An 18,140-nucleotide genomic window follows, 5' to 3' on the forward strand; every position below is an offset into this window, starting at 1 on the left:
TCAATAAATCGTTACATTAATCGTTACACACATATCACACAATTTTTCTATTTTGTGTATCATAGACTTATACAAAATGAGTAAAGAATCGTTACATGACAATTGCTAAAAGTGTTCTCGAAACACTTCGCACCTGGAGCCGACAGCAAGCTGGAGAGCTTTTGCGGCGCCTCGACGTAAGTCGTCCGTCTTTGATGCGGGCGATTGCCGAGCTGGATGGCCAGGTTGTCTCGCGCGGTCGCGCGCGGCGGACTGCGTATGCAGCACGCCGGTCGATTCGGGGAAATCCAACTCCATTGGTTCTTTACCGCATTGATGAGTCGGGGCGCGCACACGAGGCAGGACTGCTTGAGCCCATTTATCCAGAAGGATGCGCGATGAGTTTTGCGGAAGCATGCCCTTGGCCGCTCGATGATGAGATGGCGGATGGCTGGTTTCGCGGGGTGCCATATCCTCTGGGCGACATGCGGCCCCAAGGTTTCCTGGGACGTAACTTCGCACATCAGTTCGCAGCTATCCTGCAGGTGGACGAAGACGTGACGCGCTGGGGTGAGGATGATGTACTGCATGCATTGAGCGTGCTTGGATGGGACCAGCCTGGCGATTACATTCTGGGCGAACATGCCCTGCGTCGTTTCCTGGACGAGCAGCAACGGGTCAGCTACTTCCTTACCGATGATGCGGTCGATACAGAGTATCCTTCGCGCGCCCTGCAGGCCCTGAACTTCGGGGCGGCGGATTCTTCGGCCGCTGGTGAATTTCCTAAATTCACTGCGCGTCGGTTGCTAAATGAGCAGCCGACCCACGTCATCGTCAAGTTTTCGGGTGCTGATGGTTCGCCGCAGGAACAACGCTGGTCTGACTTGCTGGTCTGCGAGCACCTGGCCTTGACCACTATTGCCGATACGCTTCAGCTCAGCGCCGCACAAAGCCGCATTTATCAACTGGCCGGCCGCACTTTCTATGAGGTCGACCGTTTCGACCGGCATGGCGAATTCGGTCGCTCTGGCGTATGTACCTGGCACGAATTGAATGCTGCCTTATTGGGCTTGGCAGGCCCATGGTCGGACGGTGCACAAGCCTTGCTCAAGGAAGGTTACATTTCGGCAGAGACTGCCCGCCAGATAACCCTCCTGGAGCATTTCGGTCGATTGATTGCAAACACGGATATGCATGACGGCAATCTTGCATTCCTGCCTGGACTTACCCTGACGCCAGCCTATGACATGCTGCCTATGCAGTATGCGCCACAGCGGGGGGTCGAGTTAGTCGAACGCAAATTCACCCCAGCCTTACCTGTGCCAAGAGAACATGGCGCCTGGGTCCAGGCAGCAGAAGCAGCAGTAGTGTTCTGGCATCGCGCGGCGCGAGATGAGCGCATCAGTGAAAGGTTTAGATCTACCTGCAAAGCGAATGCCGACCATATCGAACATCTGCTTGTCGTGCAACGCGGCTGACTGCTGAAATGAACTACAAAGCTGCAGGTGTGCAGGACCGCGCAGCGTCCTGGGGCTGCGTCCGGACCTGCGGCCTGCGGGGGATTTAGTTCGGCATGACATCCTTGAGGACGCCGACAGGCTGATTGACCAGCTTGCCGTTGACTCTCTTGACTTCGCGGATGTACATATTCTGCACGATGTCGCGGCTTGCGGGATCGATGCTTATAGGGCCGCGCGGACTAGCCCACTTCATGTTCGACAGCACCTGGATCGCTGCGTCGCCGCTCATGTTGCCATTCAGCTTGCGGATGGTCTCGGCGATCATGCCCATGGTGTCATAGGCGGTCACGGCGACGAAGGTGGCCGGCGGACGGTTGGGGTTGGCGGCAGCGTAGGCCTTCAGGAAGGTCTTGTTCGCCTCGTTGTCGAGCGCGGTCGAGTAGTTCAGCACCGTGATAGCGCCGAGTGCGCGATCGCCCAGCGAGTCCAGGGTAGGGGAGTCGCTGGTCATATCGCCGACACCCAGGAACTTGATGCCCGCCTTGTCCAGGCCCTTGTCGCTGAAGGCCTTGAGCACGCCGATGCCGTCTTCCGCGCCGGGCGCGAAGAAGAACAGCGCATCCGGCTTTTCATCCTTGACGCGCTGCACGAAGGGCGAATAGTCCGGATTGGCCAGCGGCACGCGGGACGAGCCCACGATCTTGCCGCCACCCGCGGTAAAGCCCTTGATGAAGCGCGCTTCGGCATCTATGCCGGTACTGTAGTCGCTGACCAGGGTGTAGACCTTGCTGACCTTGTTTTTTGCCGTCCAGGTACCGAAGGGCTCGGTCATCTGCTGCATCGTCATGCCGGTGCGTAGCATGTACGGTGATTTCGCGGTGATACCGGTGGTGACAGCGTTCATCACGATCATCGGGATCTTGGCCTGGGTGGCGATGGGGGCGACGGCCAGCGCGCTAGGCGTCAGCGAAAAGCCGATCAGGAAGCTCACCTTGTCGCGCCCGATCAGTTCCTGCGCCGCGCGCTTGGACATATCGGCGTTGGTGCCGCCGTCGTCGCGGTAAATGACTTCAATCTTCTTGCCGGCCACGCGGTCGCCGTACTGTTGCAAGTAGGTCTTGATGCCATCCTCGAAGGGCTTGCCGGTGTTGGCAAACGGACCGGTGAGGGCAGCGATGACGCCGATGCGTATCGTCTCTTGCGCCTGGACGTAGCTGCTTGCCAGAGGCAGGGCAGCGACCATAGCGATACCGGCCAATGTCTTCATTTTCATACGGTCTCCTTTATAGTTATGGTGCCTGGGTACTTCGGTACCTATTCCAGCTGTGTTGCAAAAATTGTTTGCGCCTGCGTGCCGTCGTGCAGCGCCTCGACTACTGCGGCGCGCCGCGTCAGCACGGCGGCCTGGTTGACGGAGCCTTTGTCGGTCAGCTCGCGCTGGTCGATCGATGGCGGCTCTTCAAGCAGCAAAAGCCGTTCGATGCGGGTCGAGGACCCGCTGGCGTCAGCATTCAAGCCGGTGAGCAGGCGCTGGAAGAAGGCGCGCACGGGCATGCTGGCCAGCACTTGTGCGGCACTGGCGCCGGCCGGCAGGCCAGATAGCGCATGGCAGTTTTCCAGGCGTGGAAACAGCAGCAGGCCGATGGCATTGCGATTGATGCCGGTCACCACGGCTTCCAGCACGTAGGGGGCGCCCTGGCTGATCACCCTGGCGCGCAAGGGGCCGACGCTGACGAAGGTACCGGTGCTGAGCTTAAAGTCTTCGGCGATGCGTCCGTCGAACATGAAACCCAGTTCGGGACGGCTGGCATCGACGAAGCGCAGCGCGTCGCCGGTGCGGTAATAGCCATCTCGGTCGAACGCTTGCGCCGTCAGGTCGGGCGCGCGCCAGTATCCGGGCATCACATGCGGGCCATGAAAGCGCGCTTCCATCTTCTCACCGAGGGGAACCAGCTTGACCCGGCAGCCGGGCGCCGGTACGCCGACATAGCCCGCCTTCACGATGGAACCAGTGCCGAAGGTGCAGGACGGCGAAGTCTCGGTCATGCCCAGCCCGGTCATGATCCGTATCGACTCGCCGCAATGCTCCACCGCTATCGCATCGAGCTTGTCCCAGGCCGCCTGCGACAGGCCGGCGCCTGCACAGAAGAATAGCTTGACGCGCGAAAAGAAGGTGGCGCGCAGCGACGCATCCAGTTCCAGCGCCTCGGTGAGCATCTCCCAACCTTTCGGAATGTTGAAGTAGACGGTAGGGGCGATCTCGGCCAGGTTGCGCAGGGTGAGTGCGAAGTCACCCGGCGTCGGCTTGCCGTCGTCGAGGTAGAGCGTGCCGCCGTTGTAGAGCGCGATGCCGACGTTGTGGCTGCCGCCGAAGGTATGGTTCCATGGTAGCCAGTCGAGCAGCACCGGCGCTTCGTCCGCCATGAAGGGGAAGGTCTGCAGCAGCATCTGCTGATTGCTGCACAACATGCGATGGGTCGTGACGACCGCCTTCGGGTTTTTGGTCGAGCCGGAGGTAAACAGAAATTTGGCGATGGTATCCGGACCGACGCAGGCATTGGCCTGGTCGACGCCGGCCGGCGCCGTTTCAAGCAAGCTGGCAAAGCGGCTGGCGTGGCGGTCGGCAACGTCGCCCTGGTCAAGGATGAGCTCCGCGTCGTCCGGCAGCACGGCGGCCAGCGCACGGCTGAACGCGGTGCCGTCTGAGGCATAGACGGCGCCGGGAGTGAGCCTGGCGATCAGTTCCTGCAGCTTGCCATAATCGGTGGCAATCAGCGAGTAGGCGGGGGAGAGTGGCGCATACGGAATGCCGGCATACATGGCGCCGAGCACGAGCTGGAAATGCTGCAGGTCGTTGCCCGACAAGATGACCAGCGGGCGCTCTGCCGACAGCCCGCGATCGAGCAGCGCCTGGCCTATGCGCCGGGCCCGACCGAGCATATCGGCGTAGGAGAGCCGTATCCAGCCACCGTCGGCGCCGCGACACGCCACCAGGGTACGCTCCGGATGCGCATGCGCGCCTTGCACCAGGCGGTCGGTGAAACGCGGTGGAAAGGCGCCCAGCGGCGTGATGGCGTCCACATGCCAGACTCCGTCGACCTGATACGCGGCAACCTCGGGATTACCGAGATTGACCGGACGGCGCTTTATTAACACCTCGCCCGGAGGGGCTGTTGTCTGCGGTTCATTCATCTCAATTTCCGTTCAGATGGGGTAGTGGCGCGGCGTGGTCTGGATCGTGATCCAGCGCAGATCGGTGAATTCGGCGATCGCCGCCTTGCCGCCGAAGCGCCCGTAACCGCTGCCCTTGACGCCGCCGAACGGCATCTGCGCCTCGTCATGCACGGTCGGCCCGTTGATATGGCAGATGCCCGATTCGATGCGCTGCGCCACCGCCATCGCGCGGCCGATGTCGCGGCTGAACACCGCCGACGACAGCCCGTATTCGCTGTCGTTAGCCAGCCGGATCGCTTCCTCGTCGGTATCGAAGCGCAGTATCGAGACGACCGGGCCGAACGACTCTTCCCGGTAGATCGCCATGTCGGGCGTGATGCCGTCGACGATCGCCGGCTGCATGATGTTGCCCGTCACGACGGCGGAGGATTGCATTACGCTCGCGCCATGCTCCTGGGCATCGGACACCAGCTTGGCCACGCGCGCCGCCGCGGCCGGATCCACCATGCCGGACAGCGGGGCATCCGATGCCGCCGCTCTCAAGGTTGCGGTCTTGGCGGCGAATTTTTCGAGGAAGGCTGGCGCGATCTTGCGGTCGAGCAGGATGCGGTCGGCCGACATGCAAATCTGCCCTTGGTTGAAGAAGGCGCTGAAGGCGGCGCCTTCGACGGCGGCGTCGAGGTCGGCATCGTCGAGTACCACGATGGGATTCTTGCCGCCGAGCTCAAGCAGCACTGGCTTGAGGTGCTTGGCGCACTGCTGGGCGATGATGCGCCCGACATGGGTCGAGCCGGTGAAATTGACGCGCCGCACAGCCGGATGCGCGATCAGGCGTTCGACTATTTGCGCCGCGTCCTGTGGCGCGTTGGTGATGACGTTGACCACGCCCGGCGGGAAGCCGGCTTCTTCGAATACGCTACCGATCAGCCGGTGCAGCGCAGGACATATTTCCGATGCCTTCAGGATGACGGTATTGCCGCAAGCGAGCGGCATCGCCAGCGCGCGGGTGCCGAGGATCACCGGTGCATTCCACGGCGCGATGCCGACCACCACGCCGCATGGCTGGCGCACGCCCATCGCCAGTGAGCCCGGCATATCGGATGGAATGAGTTCGCCGCTGATCTGGGTCGTCATTGAGGCGGCTTCGCGCAGCATGTTGGCGGCCAGGGTCACGTTGAATTGGTACCAGGCCGGGCTACCGCCCGCTTCGGCGATGCCGCGCGCGACGAATTCGCCACGATATTTCTCCATCACGTCGGCCGCCTTTTGCAGCAGCGCTCGGCGGGCGCCGGGCGACATCGCGGCCCAGGCCGGGAAGGCCAGTCGGGCCGCCAGGATCGCCTTGTCGACGTCGTCCGGCTGGGCCGCGGCGGCGCGCGTAGCCACCTCGCCGGTGGCAGGATTGCAGCGCTCGAATACGGCGTTATTGGATGCGGGGTGCGATGCCCCGTCACTGAGCAGATCGGTAATAAACATCAGAGGTCTCGTCTGTTGATTGGATAATGGCTGTCGCCATCGGGGGATGGCGGCAGCCGCTGCTGTCACAATTCTTATTGTAGAGGGTGCTTCAACTGCGCTTGTAAGTCTGGAGGCCTGGTTTGATGGTTTTGTCATCGAGGAATTGCTTCAGGCCTTCCTTGCGGCCTTTTTCCGGATCGCGGTAGTTGGACTGGTCGGTCTTGGCGTACAGGTAGTCTTCGCCCTGTTCCCAGGTCAATTCGCGGGCGCGCTTGAATCCCTGCTTCGCATAGCGCAGCACCACGGGATTCTTTTCCAGCAGCGTCTTGGCCAGCGCCACGACGGCGCTGCGCAACTGCTCTTTCGGCACGCTCTTGTTGATCAGTCCCATTTGCGCTGCTTGCACGCCGGTGAAGGTTTCGCCGGTCATGACGTAGTAAAGTGCCTCGCGGTGGCCCATGGTATCGGCGACCGCCTTGCTGACCAGGTTGCCTGGCGGGATGCCCCAGTTGATCTCGGACAGCCCAAACACCGCGTCGTCGGCGGCGATGGCCAGATCGCAGGCGACCAGTGGCGAGAACGCACCGCCGAAGCACCAGCCGTTAACCATCGCTATGGTGGCCTTGCTGTACATGCGCAGCAGCTTCCATTGCCACTGCGAGCAGTCGCGGCGAATGCGCTCTTGCGTGATCTCCGGCTGGCCGTCGGTTTCGCGGAAGTATTCTTTCAAATCCATGCCGGCGGACCAGGCTTCGCCGGCGCCGGTCAGCACGATGACCTGAGCATCGCTGTCGAGTTCCAGCGTTTCCAGCACATCGATCATTTCGCGGTTGAGGGTGGGACTCATCGCGTTGCGTTTTTCGGGGCGGTTGAGGGTGATCCAGCCGATACCGTTTTCTACATCGACCTTGACAGTTTGCCAGCGCGCTTCGTATTTGGACATACAATGTCTCCCTGAAAGTAAAAGTAAATTTGTTATCAGGTTACCTGATACAAGCCTTATACTAAGCCTAACTGCCACGCTTTACAAGATGATTTTTTATGATTAAGAAAAATTTATTACAGCCTGTTTCCGATGCTCAAAAGCCGTTAGGACTGGCCTATCTGGTGGGCCGCCTGGACCACGTATTGAACAAGCGCTTGCGCGACAGCCTGGCGCCGACCGGACTGACTGTGCCCCAGTACACGGCGCTGTCGGTGTTCCGCACGCTGGGCTCGCTGTCGAACGCGCAACTGGCCGTGCGCACCATGATTTCGCCACAGTCGGCCAATGAAATGGTGAAGGCGATGGAGGCGAAAGGCTGGATAGAACGCAGGCCGGACCCTTCGCACGGACGCGTCATCCAGATTAGCCTGACCGATGAAGGCCAGGCGATCCTGCGGGAATGCGATGCCAAGGTGAGGGAGGTGGAGCAGTTCATGTTCCCGGACCTGCGCGATGAGGAGCGTGCACAGTTGCACGCACAGCTGCGCGCCGCGGTGCGTGCGCTTAGCCTCGAAGGAATTTGAGGGTTAATCCCGGCGTCTGGTACTTGAGGCCCGTGATACCGAAAATTGTCTTGAGCCGGTCGCAGGTGGGTGGGCGGGCAGGGTAGAAGTGCATCACGTATTACCCCGCCTTTCCAAAGACCGTTTTAAATCAGACGTAACGGTAGTTTCCTCAAACGCTTTCCGGTTGCAGCAAACACCGCGTTAGCCACCGCGGGCGCAATTGGCGGCGTACCTGGTTCCCCCACGCCGCCCAAGGCCGCGTCACTATCCACGATGTGCGTTTCGATTAGCGGCGTCTGCGCCAGGCGCAGCATGTCGTAGCTGGGGAAATTACTTTGTTCGACACGTCCTTTGGCGAACGTGATTTCGCCGTAAAGTGCTGCGGTAAGCCCGAAAATTATCGCGCCCTCCATTTGCGCGGCGACCGTGTCCGGGTTGATCGCCATGCCGCAGTCGACGGCGCAGACGACGCGATGCACGGTAATCTCGCCGCTTGGCGAGACGGAAATCTCCGCAACCTGGGCCACCACTGTATGAAACGACTCATGCAGCGCAATGCCGCGACTCCGGCCGGGCGGTAACGCCGTGCCCCAGCCGGCACGCGTTGCCGCTGTATCGAGTACCTTGAGATGACGTGGCGAATCTGTCAGCAAGGTGCGGCGGAAACTGTACGGATCCTGCCCGGCTGCAACGGCTAACTCGTCGATAAAGCTTTCCGTGAAAAAAGCGTTATAGGAATGGCCGACGCTGCGCCAGAAGCCGACCGGTACCGGTGTATTGGCTAGCACATGCTCGACCCGCTGATGTGGAAATGCGTAGGGCAAATCCGCAGCGCCCTCGGCGTTGGTTTTGTCCGGGGGGAAGTCCATGCCGCCCCATGGCAGCAGGCGGTCCATCAGCGAGCGGGTCACCGAGGCTCCAACAATCCGATTGAACCAGGCCACGGGCTTGCCTGCCGTATCGAGTCCGGCGCGGAATTTCGCCATGACGGCGGGGCGATACATGTCGTGCTGGATGTCTTCCTCGCGCGACCAGACCACTTTCACCGGTACGCCCGGCATGGCGTGGGCGACGGTGACGGCCTGGATCACATAGTCGAATTCGGCGCGGCGACCGAAACCGCCGCCAAGGAAAGGTGTGTGCACCGTGACAAGCTCACTGGCGATGCCGGTGATACGCGCTGCGATCATGCGCATGATCGACGGCGCCTGGTTCGGCGCCCAGACTTCACAGGCGCCATCCTTGACGAGCGCGGTGCAGTTCATGGGTTCCATTGTCGCGTGCGCGAGGAACGGCACCTGGTAGCTTGCTTCAACCACCTTGGCGGCTTGCTGCAACCCGGCGTCGACGTCGCCGCTGGCGTGGTAAACATTGGCTTTGCCATGTTCCAGTTCCTGCGCATATCGCGCCAGAATCGTGTTCGAATCGAGCGTTGCGTTAGCGCCTTCGTCCCAGACGATAGGCAGCTGTTGCAACGCCGATTTCGCGCGCCAGTAACTGTCCGCCACCACCGCAACGCCATGCGGAATCGCCACCACGGCTTTGAAGCCTGGCAGCTTTGCAATAGCTGCCGTATCAAAGCTCTTGACCGTGCCTCCGATTGCCGGACACTGCGCAACGGCGGCATAGAGCATGTTTGGCAAACGTACGTCGATACCGAACACTGCGCTGCCGTCGACCTTGGCGCGTACGTCCAGGCGCGGTGTCGGCTTGCCGATCAGCGTATATTCCTGACGTGTCTTGAGGCGCGGATGAGTGGGAGGCGTTATCTGAGCCGCCTCGCTCGCCAGTTCGCCGTAACCGAAACTGCGGCCGCTGGCCGCATGCATCACACGGCCGGCGTGCGTGCTGCATTGCGCAACGTCCACCGCCCAACGCTTGGCTGCCGTTGCCACCAGCATTTCGCGTGCCGAAGCACCGGCCAGCCGCATCGGATCCCAGGCAGAGCGCACCGAACTCGAGCCACCGGTCATCACATAGCCGATGCCTTCGCCGAGCTTGAATCCGACCCAGCGCAGCGTCGTTGCCATTGCTCCGTGGTCTTCCGGTTTGGCCGGCAAAGCGTCGCCGAGTATGACGTAGTTGCCGTAGATCTTGTCGACAGAAGCCTGTTCGGCACGGACCAGGCTCCAGTCGGCGTCGAGTTCCTCCGCAGCGAGCATCGGCAGCGCAGTGTAGATGCCTTGCCCCATCTCTTGATTCGGCACGATGACCGTGACGATGCCATCGACGCCGATCTTGATCCAGCCATTGAGCACAAACTCATGGTCGCCATGAGTAAGGCCAGAAGGTGGCGTGAGCCGGTTACGATCGCGCAGGCCGTAGCCGATGAGCAGGCCGCCGCCGACAACGGCGCCGGCTATCAGCAAACGGCGACGTCCAGGATTGGCGAGCGTCATGATTTAGTTCCTTCGCCGGCGATGAGTGCGTGGATCGCCTGGCGCACGCGTGGATAGGTGCCGCAACGGCAAATGTTGGTCATAGTGGCGTCGATGTCGGTATCGCTGGGAAGTGGATTCTGCCGCAGCATAGCCTCGACCGCCATGATCATGCCGCTTTGACAATAACCGCATTGCGGCACCTGGTGCGCAATCCACGCCTGTTGCACCGGGTGCAATTCTTTCCCTGCCAGCGCCTCGATGGTGGTGACACGTTTGCCTTCCAGCGCGGCGACAGGCATGACACAGGAACGCGTGGCCTGACCGTCGATGTGCACGGTGCAGGCGCCGCAGGCGGCAATGCCGCAGCCGAATTTGGTGCCGGTCATACCGAGCGTGTCGCGCAGCACCCAGAGCAGGGGGGTGTCAGGTTCTACATCGACTACCTTGTCGTCGCCGTTAATATTGAGCTTGAACAAATTGCCTCCGGAAGGTGGAGAAAGAATGTGAGGAATCAAATACTATCTGCAAGGATCATATCAGATGCTTTTTCTGCAATCATGATAGTCGGTGCGTTGGTATTGCCGCTAGTCAGCGTGGGTATGATCCAGCAGAACGATGTCGACGCTGCGGCGACTGTCCTTTCCGAATCGGTGTGCGTGCACATTAATTCAAAATGGTATATGATGACCATAATGAAAACGAAATCTACAAAGCACACCGCCGTCGGCCGCAAAGAAGCCACGCACGAACGTATCGTGGAGGTGGCTGCGCGCGCCATCCGCCGCAGCGGCTACGGCGGTACTGGCGTAGCCGACATCATGAAGGAAGCGGGCCTGACACACGGTGGCTTCTATGCCCATTTCGAATCGCGCGACGCTTTGCTGGCCGAGGCAGGGGACCGTGCTGGGGCTGAATCAGTCGCGTTGGCCGCGCGCGTGGCGGCGGCAGCGCCTCCCGGGCAAGCGCTGCATGTCATGATGCAGGCTTATTTGTCGTCGGAGCATATAGAGGCCATCGAGACTGGTTGTCCGGTCTCGGCGCTGGGCTCGGAAATGCCGCGCCAGGCACCGGAAGTGCGGCGTGCCGCGACTGTTCACATCAAGGAAATGATTGATCTATTCGCCCGCCAGATGCCCAATTGGGGTCAGGCGCATGCGCACGAGCAAGCGATGGCGCTGGTCTGCGCCTTGGTAGGCACAACCATAATCGCCCGTGCCGTCGATGACCCTAAGTTATCCGCAGCGCTGTGCGCAGCTGCACTGAAACAATTTACACCGGCTGCCGCTTGAGTCTGTCGGCAGTTTTTTTTTGCACTTTAATATGATGATCGTCATATAAACTTCAACATAAAGGATTAATGATGTCTACTTCTTCTCAAAAAATTGCAGTTGTAACCGGTGCGTCGTCGGGTATCGGCGCGGTCTATGCCGATCGCTTGGCTAAACGGGGCTATGACCTAGTGCTTATTGCGCGACGTACGGAGCGCTTGCAATCGCTAGCGGCCAAGATCGCAAGGACGCACGGCGTGAAGGTAGCGCCAATGATCGCCGACCTTGAAACGGAGGCTGGTCAGGCTAGCATCGAGCAATTTCTCTCCAATAATTCGGCGGTCAGTGTCTTGGTGAACAATGCTGGCATCGCACGACTCGCTCCAATCTCAGACGGCCCCTTACAGGACTCTTTGTCTCAGATCGCGCTGAACATCACAGCCCTGACGCGCTTGACACATGCAGTCCTACCTGGGCTGAAGTCGCGCAATGAAGGACTGATCATCAATGTTTCCTCTGTATTGGCGGTGAACTCCTTGCCAATCAGTTCCGTGTACAGCGGAAGCAAAGCGTTCGTTCTGGCGTTCAGCCGCGGACTTCAGCAAGAACTAGCCAATACCGGTGTGAGGGTGCAGGTCGTGCTCCCCGCAGCCACGGCCACAGAGGTTTGGGATAGGTCCGGCGTGCCCCTGGCAGCTCTTGCTCCAGAGTCCGTCATGTCGACGGAGGACCTGGTGGACGCGGCCTTGTCCGCGCTCGATAAAGGCGAAAACATTAGCTGGCCGTCGGTGGCTGACACGGAAGTGATCGAGCGCTTTGAATCTGCCCGCCTTGCGCTCTTCGCTACTTCACAAACCGGCAAGGTCGCGCCGCGCCTTCTACCGGCCTGATTTTGTAAACCAAATGCCCTTTTAAAGGATTACCAAAAATGATATTTGAAGCCTTCTCTCTGGGTGCCGCCAATCTCAGCAATCGGGCTGTGATGTCTCCGCTCACTCGCAGTCGTGCCGTCGACAACAACACGCCGAACAGTCTGATGGCCACCTATTACTCCCAGCGCGCCGGCGCCGGCCTCATCATTACCGAAGGCACCTCGCCATCGCCAAACGGTTTGGGCTACGCGCGCATACCGGGTTTATTCAATGACGCGCACGTACAAGGCTGGAAACTGGTGACGGATGCCGTCCACGCCAAGGGCGGCAAGATCGTCGTGCAGCTGATGCATACCGGGCGCGTGAGCCATCAGGCAAACCTGCCGGACGGGGCCGAGGTACTGGGCCCGTCATCCGACACATGCCCTGGCGAGATGTGGACCGATGGCCACGGCAGCCAGCTGCACACGGCGCCACGCGAGATGACCGATGCCGACATTGCGGCTGCGATCCACGAGTTTGCAAGCGCCGCTCGCCTGGCCATCGTTGCCGGTTTCGACGGCATCGAACTGCATGCCGCTAACGGCTATTTGCTCGAGCAATTCCTGAATCCCAATGTCAACCGTCGAACCGATGGTTACGGCGGCACCCCAGAAGAACGTAACCGGTTCGTGCTGGAAGTCGTCCGCGCTACCACCAAGGAGATCGGCGCCGAACGAGTCGGCATCCGCCTGTCGCCGTATGGGGTTTTCAACGCCACCGGACCGTTCGCGGATGTGTATGAGCAGTATATGGCGCTGGTGCAGGAGCTGTCCACACTAGGTCTCATGTACGTCCACGTCCTGGATCACTCGGCGATAGGCGCGCCGCAGGTTCCAGCCAAGCTGAAGGCCGACCTGCGAGCCGCGTTCAGCGGCCCGTTCATCCTTGCCGGCGGATTCGACAAAGATAGCGCGCAGCAAGCGCTGAATGAGGGCCACGCGGATCTGATAGCGATGGGCCGGGCCTTTTTGGCTAACCCCGACCTGGTTGAGCGCCTGCGCCAAAACGCGCCGCTGAACACTCCCGACCCCAGCACGTTCTATACGCCAGGACCGCAGGGCTATACCGACTATCCGGCGCTCGCAGGCTAAGCCTATGAAACTCAGCTTCCGTGGTCTCGCGATCTTGTCTGCGCTGGTTTTCTCAGCGTTGGCGCTCACCTGGATGTTGGCGCCCGATCTTCTGTTGTCAGATTGGGGCGTTGAATTCACACCTTCAGCCGGGCTGGTCAGCCGGCGTGCGGCCGCGTTGTATGCGGGCGTCGCCGTCATGTTCTTCTCAGCCAGAAATACTGAGCCGTCAACGGCCCGATCAGCATTGATCAAAGGTGTTGTGGTTGCCTGCTTCATGCTCGCGGTATTGGGGTTGCTGGAGTTTGAAGTGGGGAACGCCACCCCCAGAATCCTGATAGCGGTTTTCATCGAAGCCGCACTCACACTCGCGTTCCTGTATGTGGGGTGCAGCCACCCCGCGGTGTCGGATACCAGCCATCGGCGCAGGAAAGCCTAAATCAGCAATAACTGCCTGCTTTGAGGAATTGGATAATCTCTCCGCGAGTACTCGAACAGCAGACGTATTTAACGAAAACAAAGAAGGTACACATGAATGCACTGATCTTGAAACGTTACGGTGGGGCCGATCAGGTTGTGTTCGCCGACATTCCTCGGCCTGCGATCAAGCCGGACGAAATTCTGGTCCAGGTTCACGCCGTCGGCCTCAATCCTATTGATTACATGATTCCAAAAGGAACGTTTAAGCCTATCCTCAAGTTTCAACTGCCGGCCACGATGGGGAGTGATCTGGCCGGTGTCGTAGTGGAAGTGGGAAGCCGCGTCAGCCGTTTTAGGGTGGGTGATGCCGTTTTCGCCAGTATCTTCGATCTGGGTACCGGCAGCCTCGCTGAATTTGCCGCGGTACCTGAGCATGCAGCTGCCCATAAACCAGCAAATCTGGACTTTGTGCAGGCTGCCTCGATCCCGATGGTCGGACTCACATCATGGCAGGCATTCAATGAGCGTGCGCGGATTAAGCCGGGACAAAAGGTGTTTGTTCCGGCGGGGGCGGGCGGCATCGGCACCTTCGCTATCCAGTTGGCGAAACACCTCGGCGCCAAGGTAGGGACGACCACCAGTACGGGTAACGTGGATCTGGTACGTAGCCTTGGCGCTGATGAGGTGGTCGATTACAAGAAACAGGAATTTGAGGATGTGCTGCGCGGTTATGACGCCGTGCTGGGCACGATCAGGGGAGATGGGCTCAAAAAGGCACTGCAGACTGTGAAGCCCGGAAGCAATGTCGTCTCGCTCATCGGTCCGCCGGATGCTGCCTTCGCGCGCGCGCGTGGAATGAATTTCTTGATGAGGTTCGTGTTCGGTCTGCTGAGCAGTAAGATCATTCGCCTCGCGAAAAAGCATGATGCCAGCTATTCATTCCTGTTTATGCGCCCAGACGGCCGCCAACTTGCAAAAATCGGTGAGCTTCTCGACGCATCGCATATCCGTCCGGTAATTGATAAGGTATTTCCGTTTGTTCAGGTGAAGGAGGGGCTTGCGTATCTCGAAACGGGTCGAGCCAAGGGGAAGGTCGTCGTACAGATGGTCAGCACGTGACCGCATCTTCATATACCCCATCATGTGAACCGAATGCCACGCCGCTCGGCGTGGACCGGATGGCGCCATTGTTGCCGTTGATAAGTAGCTGGAGCGGAAAACGCAATGGAACGAGTAGCGGCGAGTGGCTCATACACATGCTTGATAAATGGAATTGAGTCCGCCGGCAGAGTCGAATTTATTGCTCGAGTCAAGGATTCGTCCAAGGGGTACAGCCTGCTCGATCAGGCAAGAAGAGCCGCCGCGCGTAGGGAGGCGGTGAAATTGGCAGCTATAACGGTCACAGGCATCGTTAGCATATAGCCAAAAGGGTACGTACAAAATTTGTGCTGTACTGGTTGGGCGCCGGAAGATAGAGGAAATATGGAAAGCATACATAACGACCAGGAGCTACGAAAAGCTCTCCATTCGATTTACGCTGCCCAGTTCGATACGTTCAAGAAATTTCCAAAGGCGTTTACCAAAGCTGATGCGACACGAATGCTCACGGGTTTAATGGGTTCGCAACCATGGTCCTGGCGCGTTATAGGTATCACAAGCGATGCGCTCGACGTCTTTTCCAAGAATGAATTTAAACGTCCGACGGGACAAATACAACGCGGACGCAGAGACAATCGTGCCAGCACCGTACGGGCGCTGTTTTTCGAGCGCGCTGAACCGATGCCATTAGATGAGTTTTTTGAATTCTTCCTCAAACGAGAGGAAACTGTCCTCATGACAAAGAGCGAGAACCAGCACCGACAAGGGAAAGAATTTCCCGACTTCATTCCGATCGATGCTCATCATGCCTTATTCCCTTGCGGAACACTGGTCGGATGGAAGCATCGTAAGGCCGAAGTCGATTTCTTGCGCGAGTTGCACGCTAAGCAGTTGGAGGCACATGAATACCGAAGACACCTGTTCAGATGCTCGAGACTTGGGATCCATAGTTAACCCTTCATAATTACTGATCGGGAAAATTTATCTGTCGATTCCCGTCGCTCAGAAGAAATCAAATCCGAGCATGTTGGCGCTGACTCGAATTTGATCCACGGTGCTGATTTTCACGGAAAATAGCAAAGATGCCTTTCTGGCAGCTTTGCATAAAAAAGATCTCGCAATCAGTGGCGATTTTGTTGAGGTGCTGTGGTTCCAAGGATTGACGGAGTACTTGCAGCCTAGCAAAAAATAAGAACATTATCTTGAGAAATAGTTCGGGTAGGCGAATAAGGAGAAACAAAAATGTCATTCAAAGCACTGCTGGCATCAAAGTCCGGCGCAATGACTTCGGCCAGCGTGGTCGAAATGAATGAGCAAGAACTCATGCCCGGCGACGTCTCCATCGCAGTCGAATATTCGACGGTGAACCGATAATAAATATCCACTTTCGGACATTATGTGTGGTGGAATCGGCCACTGCGTTTTGGTTGGCAAGTTTGTTGTTACGAGAGTCCGAGTTAGTAGAAGGAAGTCGCCGCAGTTAGCATCTTTAGGGGGGGTAGCTGAGAAGGAATATGGCTTGTGAACACCCGTGGATGCTAACAGGCCAATAAAGTTGCTACTCGCTATCGTTAATGGGAGCAGCGAGGTGTGCAACGCCTTGTAGGCCAGGCGCGCGGCATTGCGAACTGTCGGTTCGGGCGTGTTCATTGCTTTTCTCCCTGCTGGACGAATTCCAAGTTGTCCCCTTGCGCGATGTCCAACATGAACCCTGTACCGGTCAACCCCGCCGTTATTTCGTATTGTGAACGCCCCCTCATCATTCCTGATATCAAGCCTAAGCGAGTCGTGGACTTCTGGTTAACGCGAGCCGGAGCATGATCCGCAAAGCATCTGACCAAAAAAATCGCACCCAAGCGGATGGTTTCGCCCAAAACATCACTGCACATTTTTTTGAAACAGTGTATGATGACCATCATGCGAAATACGAAACCCACCACCAGAACGGCAGCCAAGGAAGCCTCACACGAGCGTATCGTGTCCGCTGCTGCGCGGGCGATCCGTCGCAGCGGCTACGATGGAACCGGAGTCGCCGACATCATGAAGGAGGCCGGCCTGACCCATGGCGCCTTCTACGCCCACTTTGCCTCGCGCGAAGCCATGCTGGCGGAAGCAGCGGGGCGGGCCTGTACGGAGTCGGCGGCCGCAGCGGCAGACGGGGTTGCCAGCGTGCCCCCAGAACAGGCTTTGACCTACATGTTCCACGCCTACCTCTCGCGAGAAAATCTGGAGCAGGTGGAGCGGGGATGTCCCCTGGTTGCGCTGGGCTCGGAAACCGCGCGCCAAGCGTCCGAAGTCCGGCGCGTGAACACCCGGTACATCAAGGAAATGGTCGATCTTGTTGCCCGCCAGTTGCCAGATTGGGGGCGGCCAGATGTCCACGAACGCTCCCTCGTGACCGTCGCCACCATGGTCGGCACCTTGCTGTTGGCCCGTGTCGCCGACGAGCCTGCGTTATCCGACAGCCTGCGCGCGGCTGCCTTGAAGCACCTGCCCATCGCCTGACGCCACTTAAATCCATTGATTTTTCGCTCCCACAAAAATATGATGATCATCATGCAAATGTCAAGCACTGAAGGAAAAACAGTATGAGCATCAAGAATAAAGTGGCCCTCGTAACTGGGGCCTCCTCGGGCATAGGCGAAGCCACTGCGCAACGGCTGGCGAACGCTGGCTACAAGGTATACGGCACCAGCCGGCGCGGCGGGCAGGCGGGCCAGCGACCGTTTCAAATGCTGGCCTTGGATGTAACCAGCGACGAATCGGTCGACGCCGTAGTCCGGCAGCTGATGCAGCTGGAAGGCCGCATCGATCTGCTGGTCAACAACGCCGGCTTCGGAGTCGCTCCAGCCGGCGCGGAAGATAGTTCGATTGCGCAGGCCCAGGCTATCTTCGACACCAACTTCTTCGGCATGGTACGGATGATCCGGTCCTTCGTACCGCATATGCGTCGCCAGGGGAGTGGTCGCATCATCAACATCGGCTCCGTGGTGGGGTTCTTACCCGCACCTTATATGGCGCTGTACTCCGCCACCAAGCACGCCGTCGCCGGCTATTCGGAATCGCTAGACCATGAGTTGCGCACGCAGGGCATTCGCGTCTCGGTGGTGGAGCCGCCCTATATCAACACGCCGTTCGAAGCGAATCTAATGCAGCCCGATACACCGCTGGACATGTACCGCGAAATTCGCGCGGGCATGGAGCAGCGGCTCAAGGAAGGAATCGCGGGCGCAGACGGACCTCAGGTGGTGGCCGACATCGTGTTGAAGGCGGCCACCGCCGCGCAGCCCAAGACCCGCTACGCCCCCGGCATGGCCAGCCGCCTGCGCCTGCTGCGCAGGTTTGCGCCCGCCAGCGTGCTGGACGCCGGAGTGCGCAAAGACCTTCGGCTCGACGCATAGGCGGCTAGCCGTTTCGCACTCCGTTT

17 protein-coding genes are annotated in these 18,140 nt (G+C 59.2%); 11 read left to right on the top strand and 6 right to left on the bottom strand.

Annotated features, from left to right (window positions below):
* The first annotated feature begins 95 nt into the window (after positions 1 to 95).
* Positions 96 to 1,457, top strand: a complete 1,362-nt coding sequence (yjjJ, locus tag BM205_RS00425) for a type II toxin-antitoxin system HipA family toxin YjjJ (protein WP_092411712.1) — start codon at positions 96 to 98, stop codon at positions 1,455 to 1,457.
* 85 nt (positions 1,458 to 1,542) lie between these two features.
* Here yjjJ and BM205_RS00430 read toward each other — a convergent pair whose 3' ends face one another.
* The 4 genes from BM205_RS00430 to BM205_RS00445 form a co-directional block, all read right to left on the bottom strand.
* Positions 1,543 to 2,712, bottom strand: a complete 1,170-nt coding sequence (locus BM205_RS00430) for an ABC transporter substrate-binding protein (protein WP_092411713.1) — start codon at positions 2,710 to 2,712, stop codon at positions 1,543 to 1,545.
* Positions 2,713 to 2,753: 41 nt separating this feature from the next.
* Complete coding sequence (locus tag BM205_RS00435; protein WP_092411714.1) at positions 2,754 to 4,631, bottom strand: feruloyl-CoA synthase; 1,878 nt, start codon at positions 4,629 to 4,631, stop codon at positions 2,754 to 2,756.
* A 12-nt stretch (positions 4,632 to 4,643) separates the two neighbouring features.
* Positions 4,644 to 6,089 (bottom strand): aldehyde dehydrogenase, encoded by a 1,446-nt coding sequence (locus BM205_RS00440; RefSeq protein WP_092411715.1) that lies wholly within the window; start codon positions 6,087 to 6,089, stop codon positions 4,644 to 4,646.
* A 91-nt stretch (positions 6,090 to 6,180) separates the two neighbouring features.
* On the bottom strand, positions 6,181 to 7,014 hold the full coding sequence (locus tag BM205_RS00445; RefSeq protein WP_092411716.1) for a p-hydroxycinnamoyl CoA hydratase/lyase: 834 nt from the start codon (positions 7,012 to 7,014) through the stop codon (positions 6,181 to 6,183).
* Positions 7,015 to 7,112: 98 nt separating this feature from the next.
* Between BM205_RS00445 and BM205_RS00450 the strand changes: the two genes are divergently transcribed.
* Complete coding sequence (locus tag BM205_RS00450) at positions 7,113 to 7,580, top strand: MarR family winged helix-turn-helix transcriptional regulator (RefSeq protein ID WP_092411717.1); 468 nt, start codon at positions 7,113 to 7,115, stop codon at positions 7,578 to 7,580.
* Positions 7,581 to 7,705: 125 nt separating this feature from the next.
* Here BM205_RS00450 and BM205_RS00455 read toward each other — a convergent pair whose 3' ends face one another.
* Positions 7,706 to 9,961: a xanthine dehydrogenase family protein molybdopterin-binding subunit gene (locus tag BM205_RS00455; RefSeq protein WP_092411718.1), complete on the bottom strand. Its 2,256-nt coding sequence runs from the start codon at positions 9,959 to 9,961 to the stop codon at positions 7,706 to 7,708.
* Positions 9,958 to 10,419 carry a (2Fe-2S)-binding protein gene (locus BM205_RS00460; RefSeq protein ID WP_092411719.1) on the bottom strand — a complete coding sequence of 154 codons (462 nt, stop codon included), beginning with the start codon at positions 10,417 to 10,419 and terminating at the stop codon, positions 9,958 to 9,960. Before BM205_RS00460 ends, BM205_RS00455 begins: the two co-directional genes overlap by 4 nt.
* Before the next feature lie 204 nt (positions 10,420 to 10,623).
* On the opposite strand from BM205_RS00460, the gene BM205_RS00465 reads away from it, so the two are divergent.
* From BM205_RS00465 to BM205_RS00510, 9 genes are all read left to right on the top strand, one after another.
* A complete protein-coding gene (locus BM205_RS00465; protein WP_092411720.1) occupies positions 10,624 to 11,232 on the top strand; it encodes a TetR/AcrR family transcriptional regulator in 609 nt (202 codons plus the stop codon).
* Between the two features lie 68 nt (positions 11,233 to 11,300).
* Positions 11,301 to 12,101 (top strand): SDR family NAD(P)-dependent oxidoreductase, encoded by an 801-nt coding sequence (locus tag BM205_RS00470; RefSeq protein ID WP_092411721.1) that lies wholly within the window; start codon positions 11,301 to 11,303, stop codon positions 12,099 to 12,101.
* Positions 12,102 to 12,139: 38 nt separating this feature from the next.
* The gene (locus BM205_RS00475; protein WP_092411722.1) at positions 12,140 to 13,216 is read left to right on the top strand and encodes an alkene reductase; all 1,077 of its coding nucleotides are present in this window, start codon (positions 12,140 to 12,142) and stop codon (positions 13,214 to 13,216) included.
* 4 nt (positions 13,217 to 13,220) lie between these two features.
* A complete protein-coding gene (locus BM205_RS00480) occupies positions 13,221 to 13,634 on the top strand; it encodes a hypothetical protein (protein ID WP_092411723.1) in 414 nt (137 codons plus the stop codon).
* A 92-nt stretch (positions 13,635 to 13,726) separates the two neighbouring features.
* Complete coding sequence (locus BM205_RS00485) at positions 13,727 to 14,734, top strand: NADP-dependent oxidoreductase (RefSeq protein WP_092411724.1); 1,008 nt, start codon at positions 13,727 to 13,729, stop codon at positions 14,732 to 14,734.
* A gap of 363 nt (positions 14,735 to 15,097) precedes the next feature.
* On the top strand, positions 15,098 to 15,667 hold the full coding sequence (locus tag BM205_RS00495) for a hypothetical protein (protein WP_092411726.1): 570 nt from the start codon (positions 15,098 to 15,100) through the stop codon (positions 15,665 to 15,667).
* A gap of 288 nt (positions 15,668 to 15,955) precedes the next feature.
* Positions 15,956 to 16,087, top strand: a complete 132-nt coding sequence (locus tag BM205_RS24630; RefSeq protein WP_256381738.1) for a hypothetical protein — start codon at positions 15,956 to 15,958, stop codon at positions 16,085 to 16,087.
* A gap of 531 nt (positions 16,088 to 16,618) precedes the next feature.
* A complete protein-coding gene (locus BM205_RS00505; protein ID WP_092411728.1) occupies positions 16,619 to 17,218 on the top strand; it encodes a TetR/AcrR family transcriptional regulator in 600 nt (199 codons plus the stop codon).
* An 83-nt stretch (positions 17,219 to 17,301) separates the two neighbouring features.
* Positions 17,302 to 18,114, top strand: a complete 813-nt coding sequence (locus BM205_RS00510) for an oxidoreductase (RefSeq protein WP_092411729.1) — start codon at positions 17,302 to 17,304, stop codon at positions 18,112 to 18,114.
* The last annotated feature ends 26 nt before the right edge of the window (positions 18,115 to 18,140 follow it).

Origin of the sequence: Collimonas sp. OK307 (genome assembly GCF_900113705.1) — a bacterium.
Taxonomy (GTDB): domain Bacteria; phylum Pseudomonadota; class Gammaproteobacteria; order Burkholderiales; family Burkholderiaceae_D; genus Collimonas.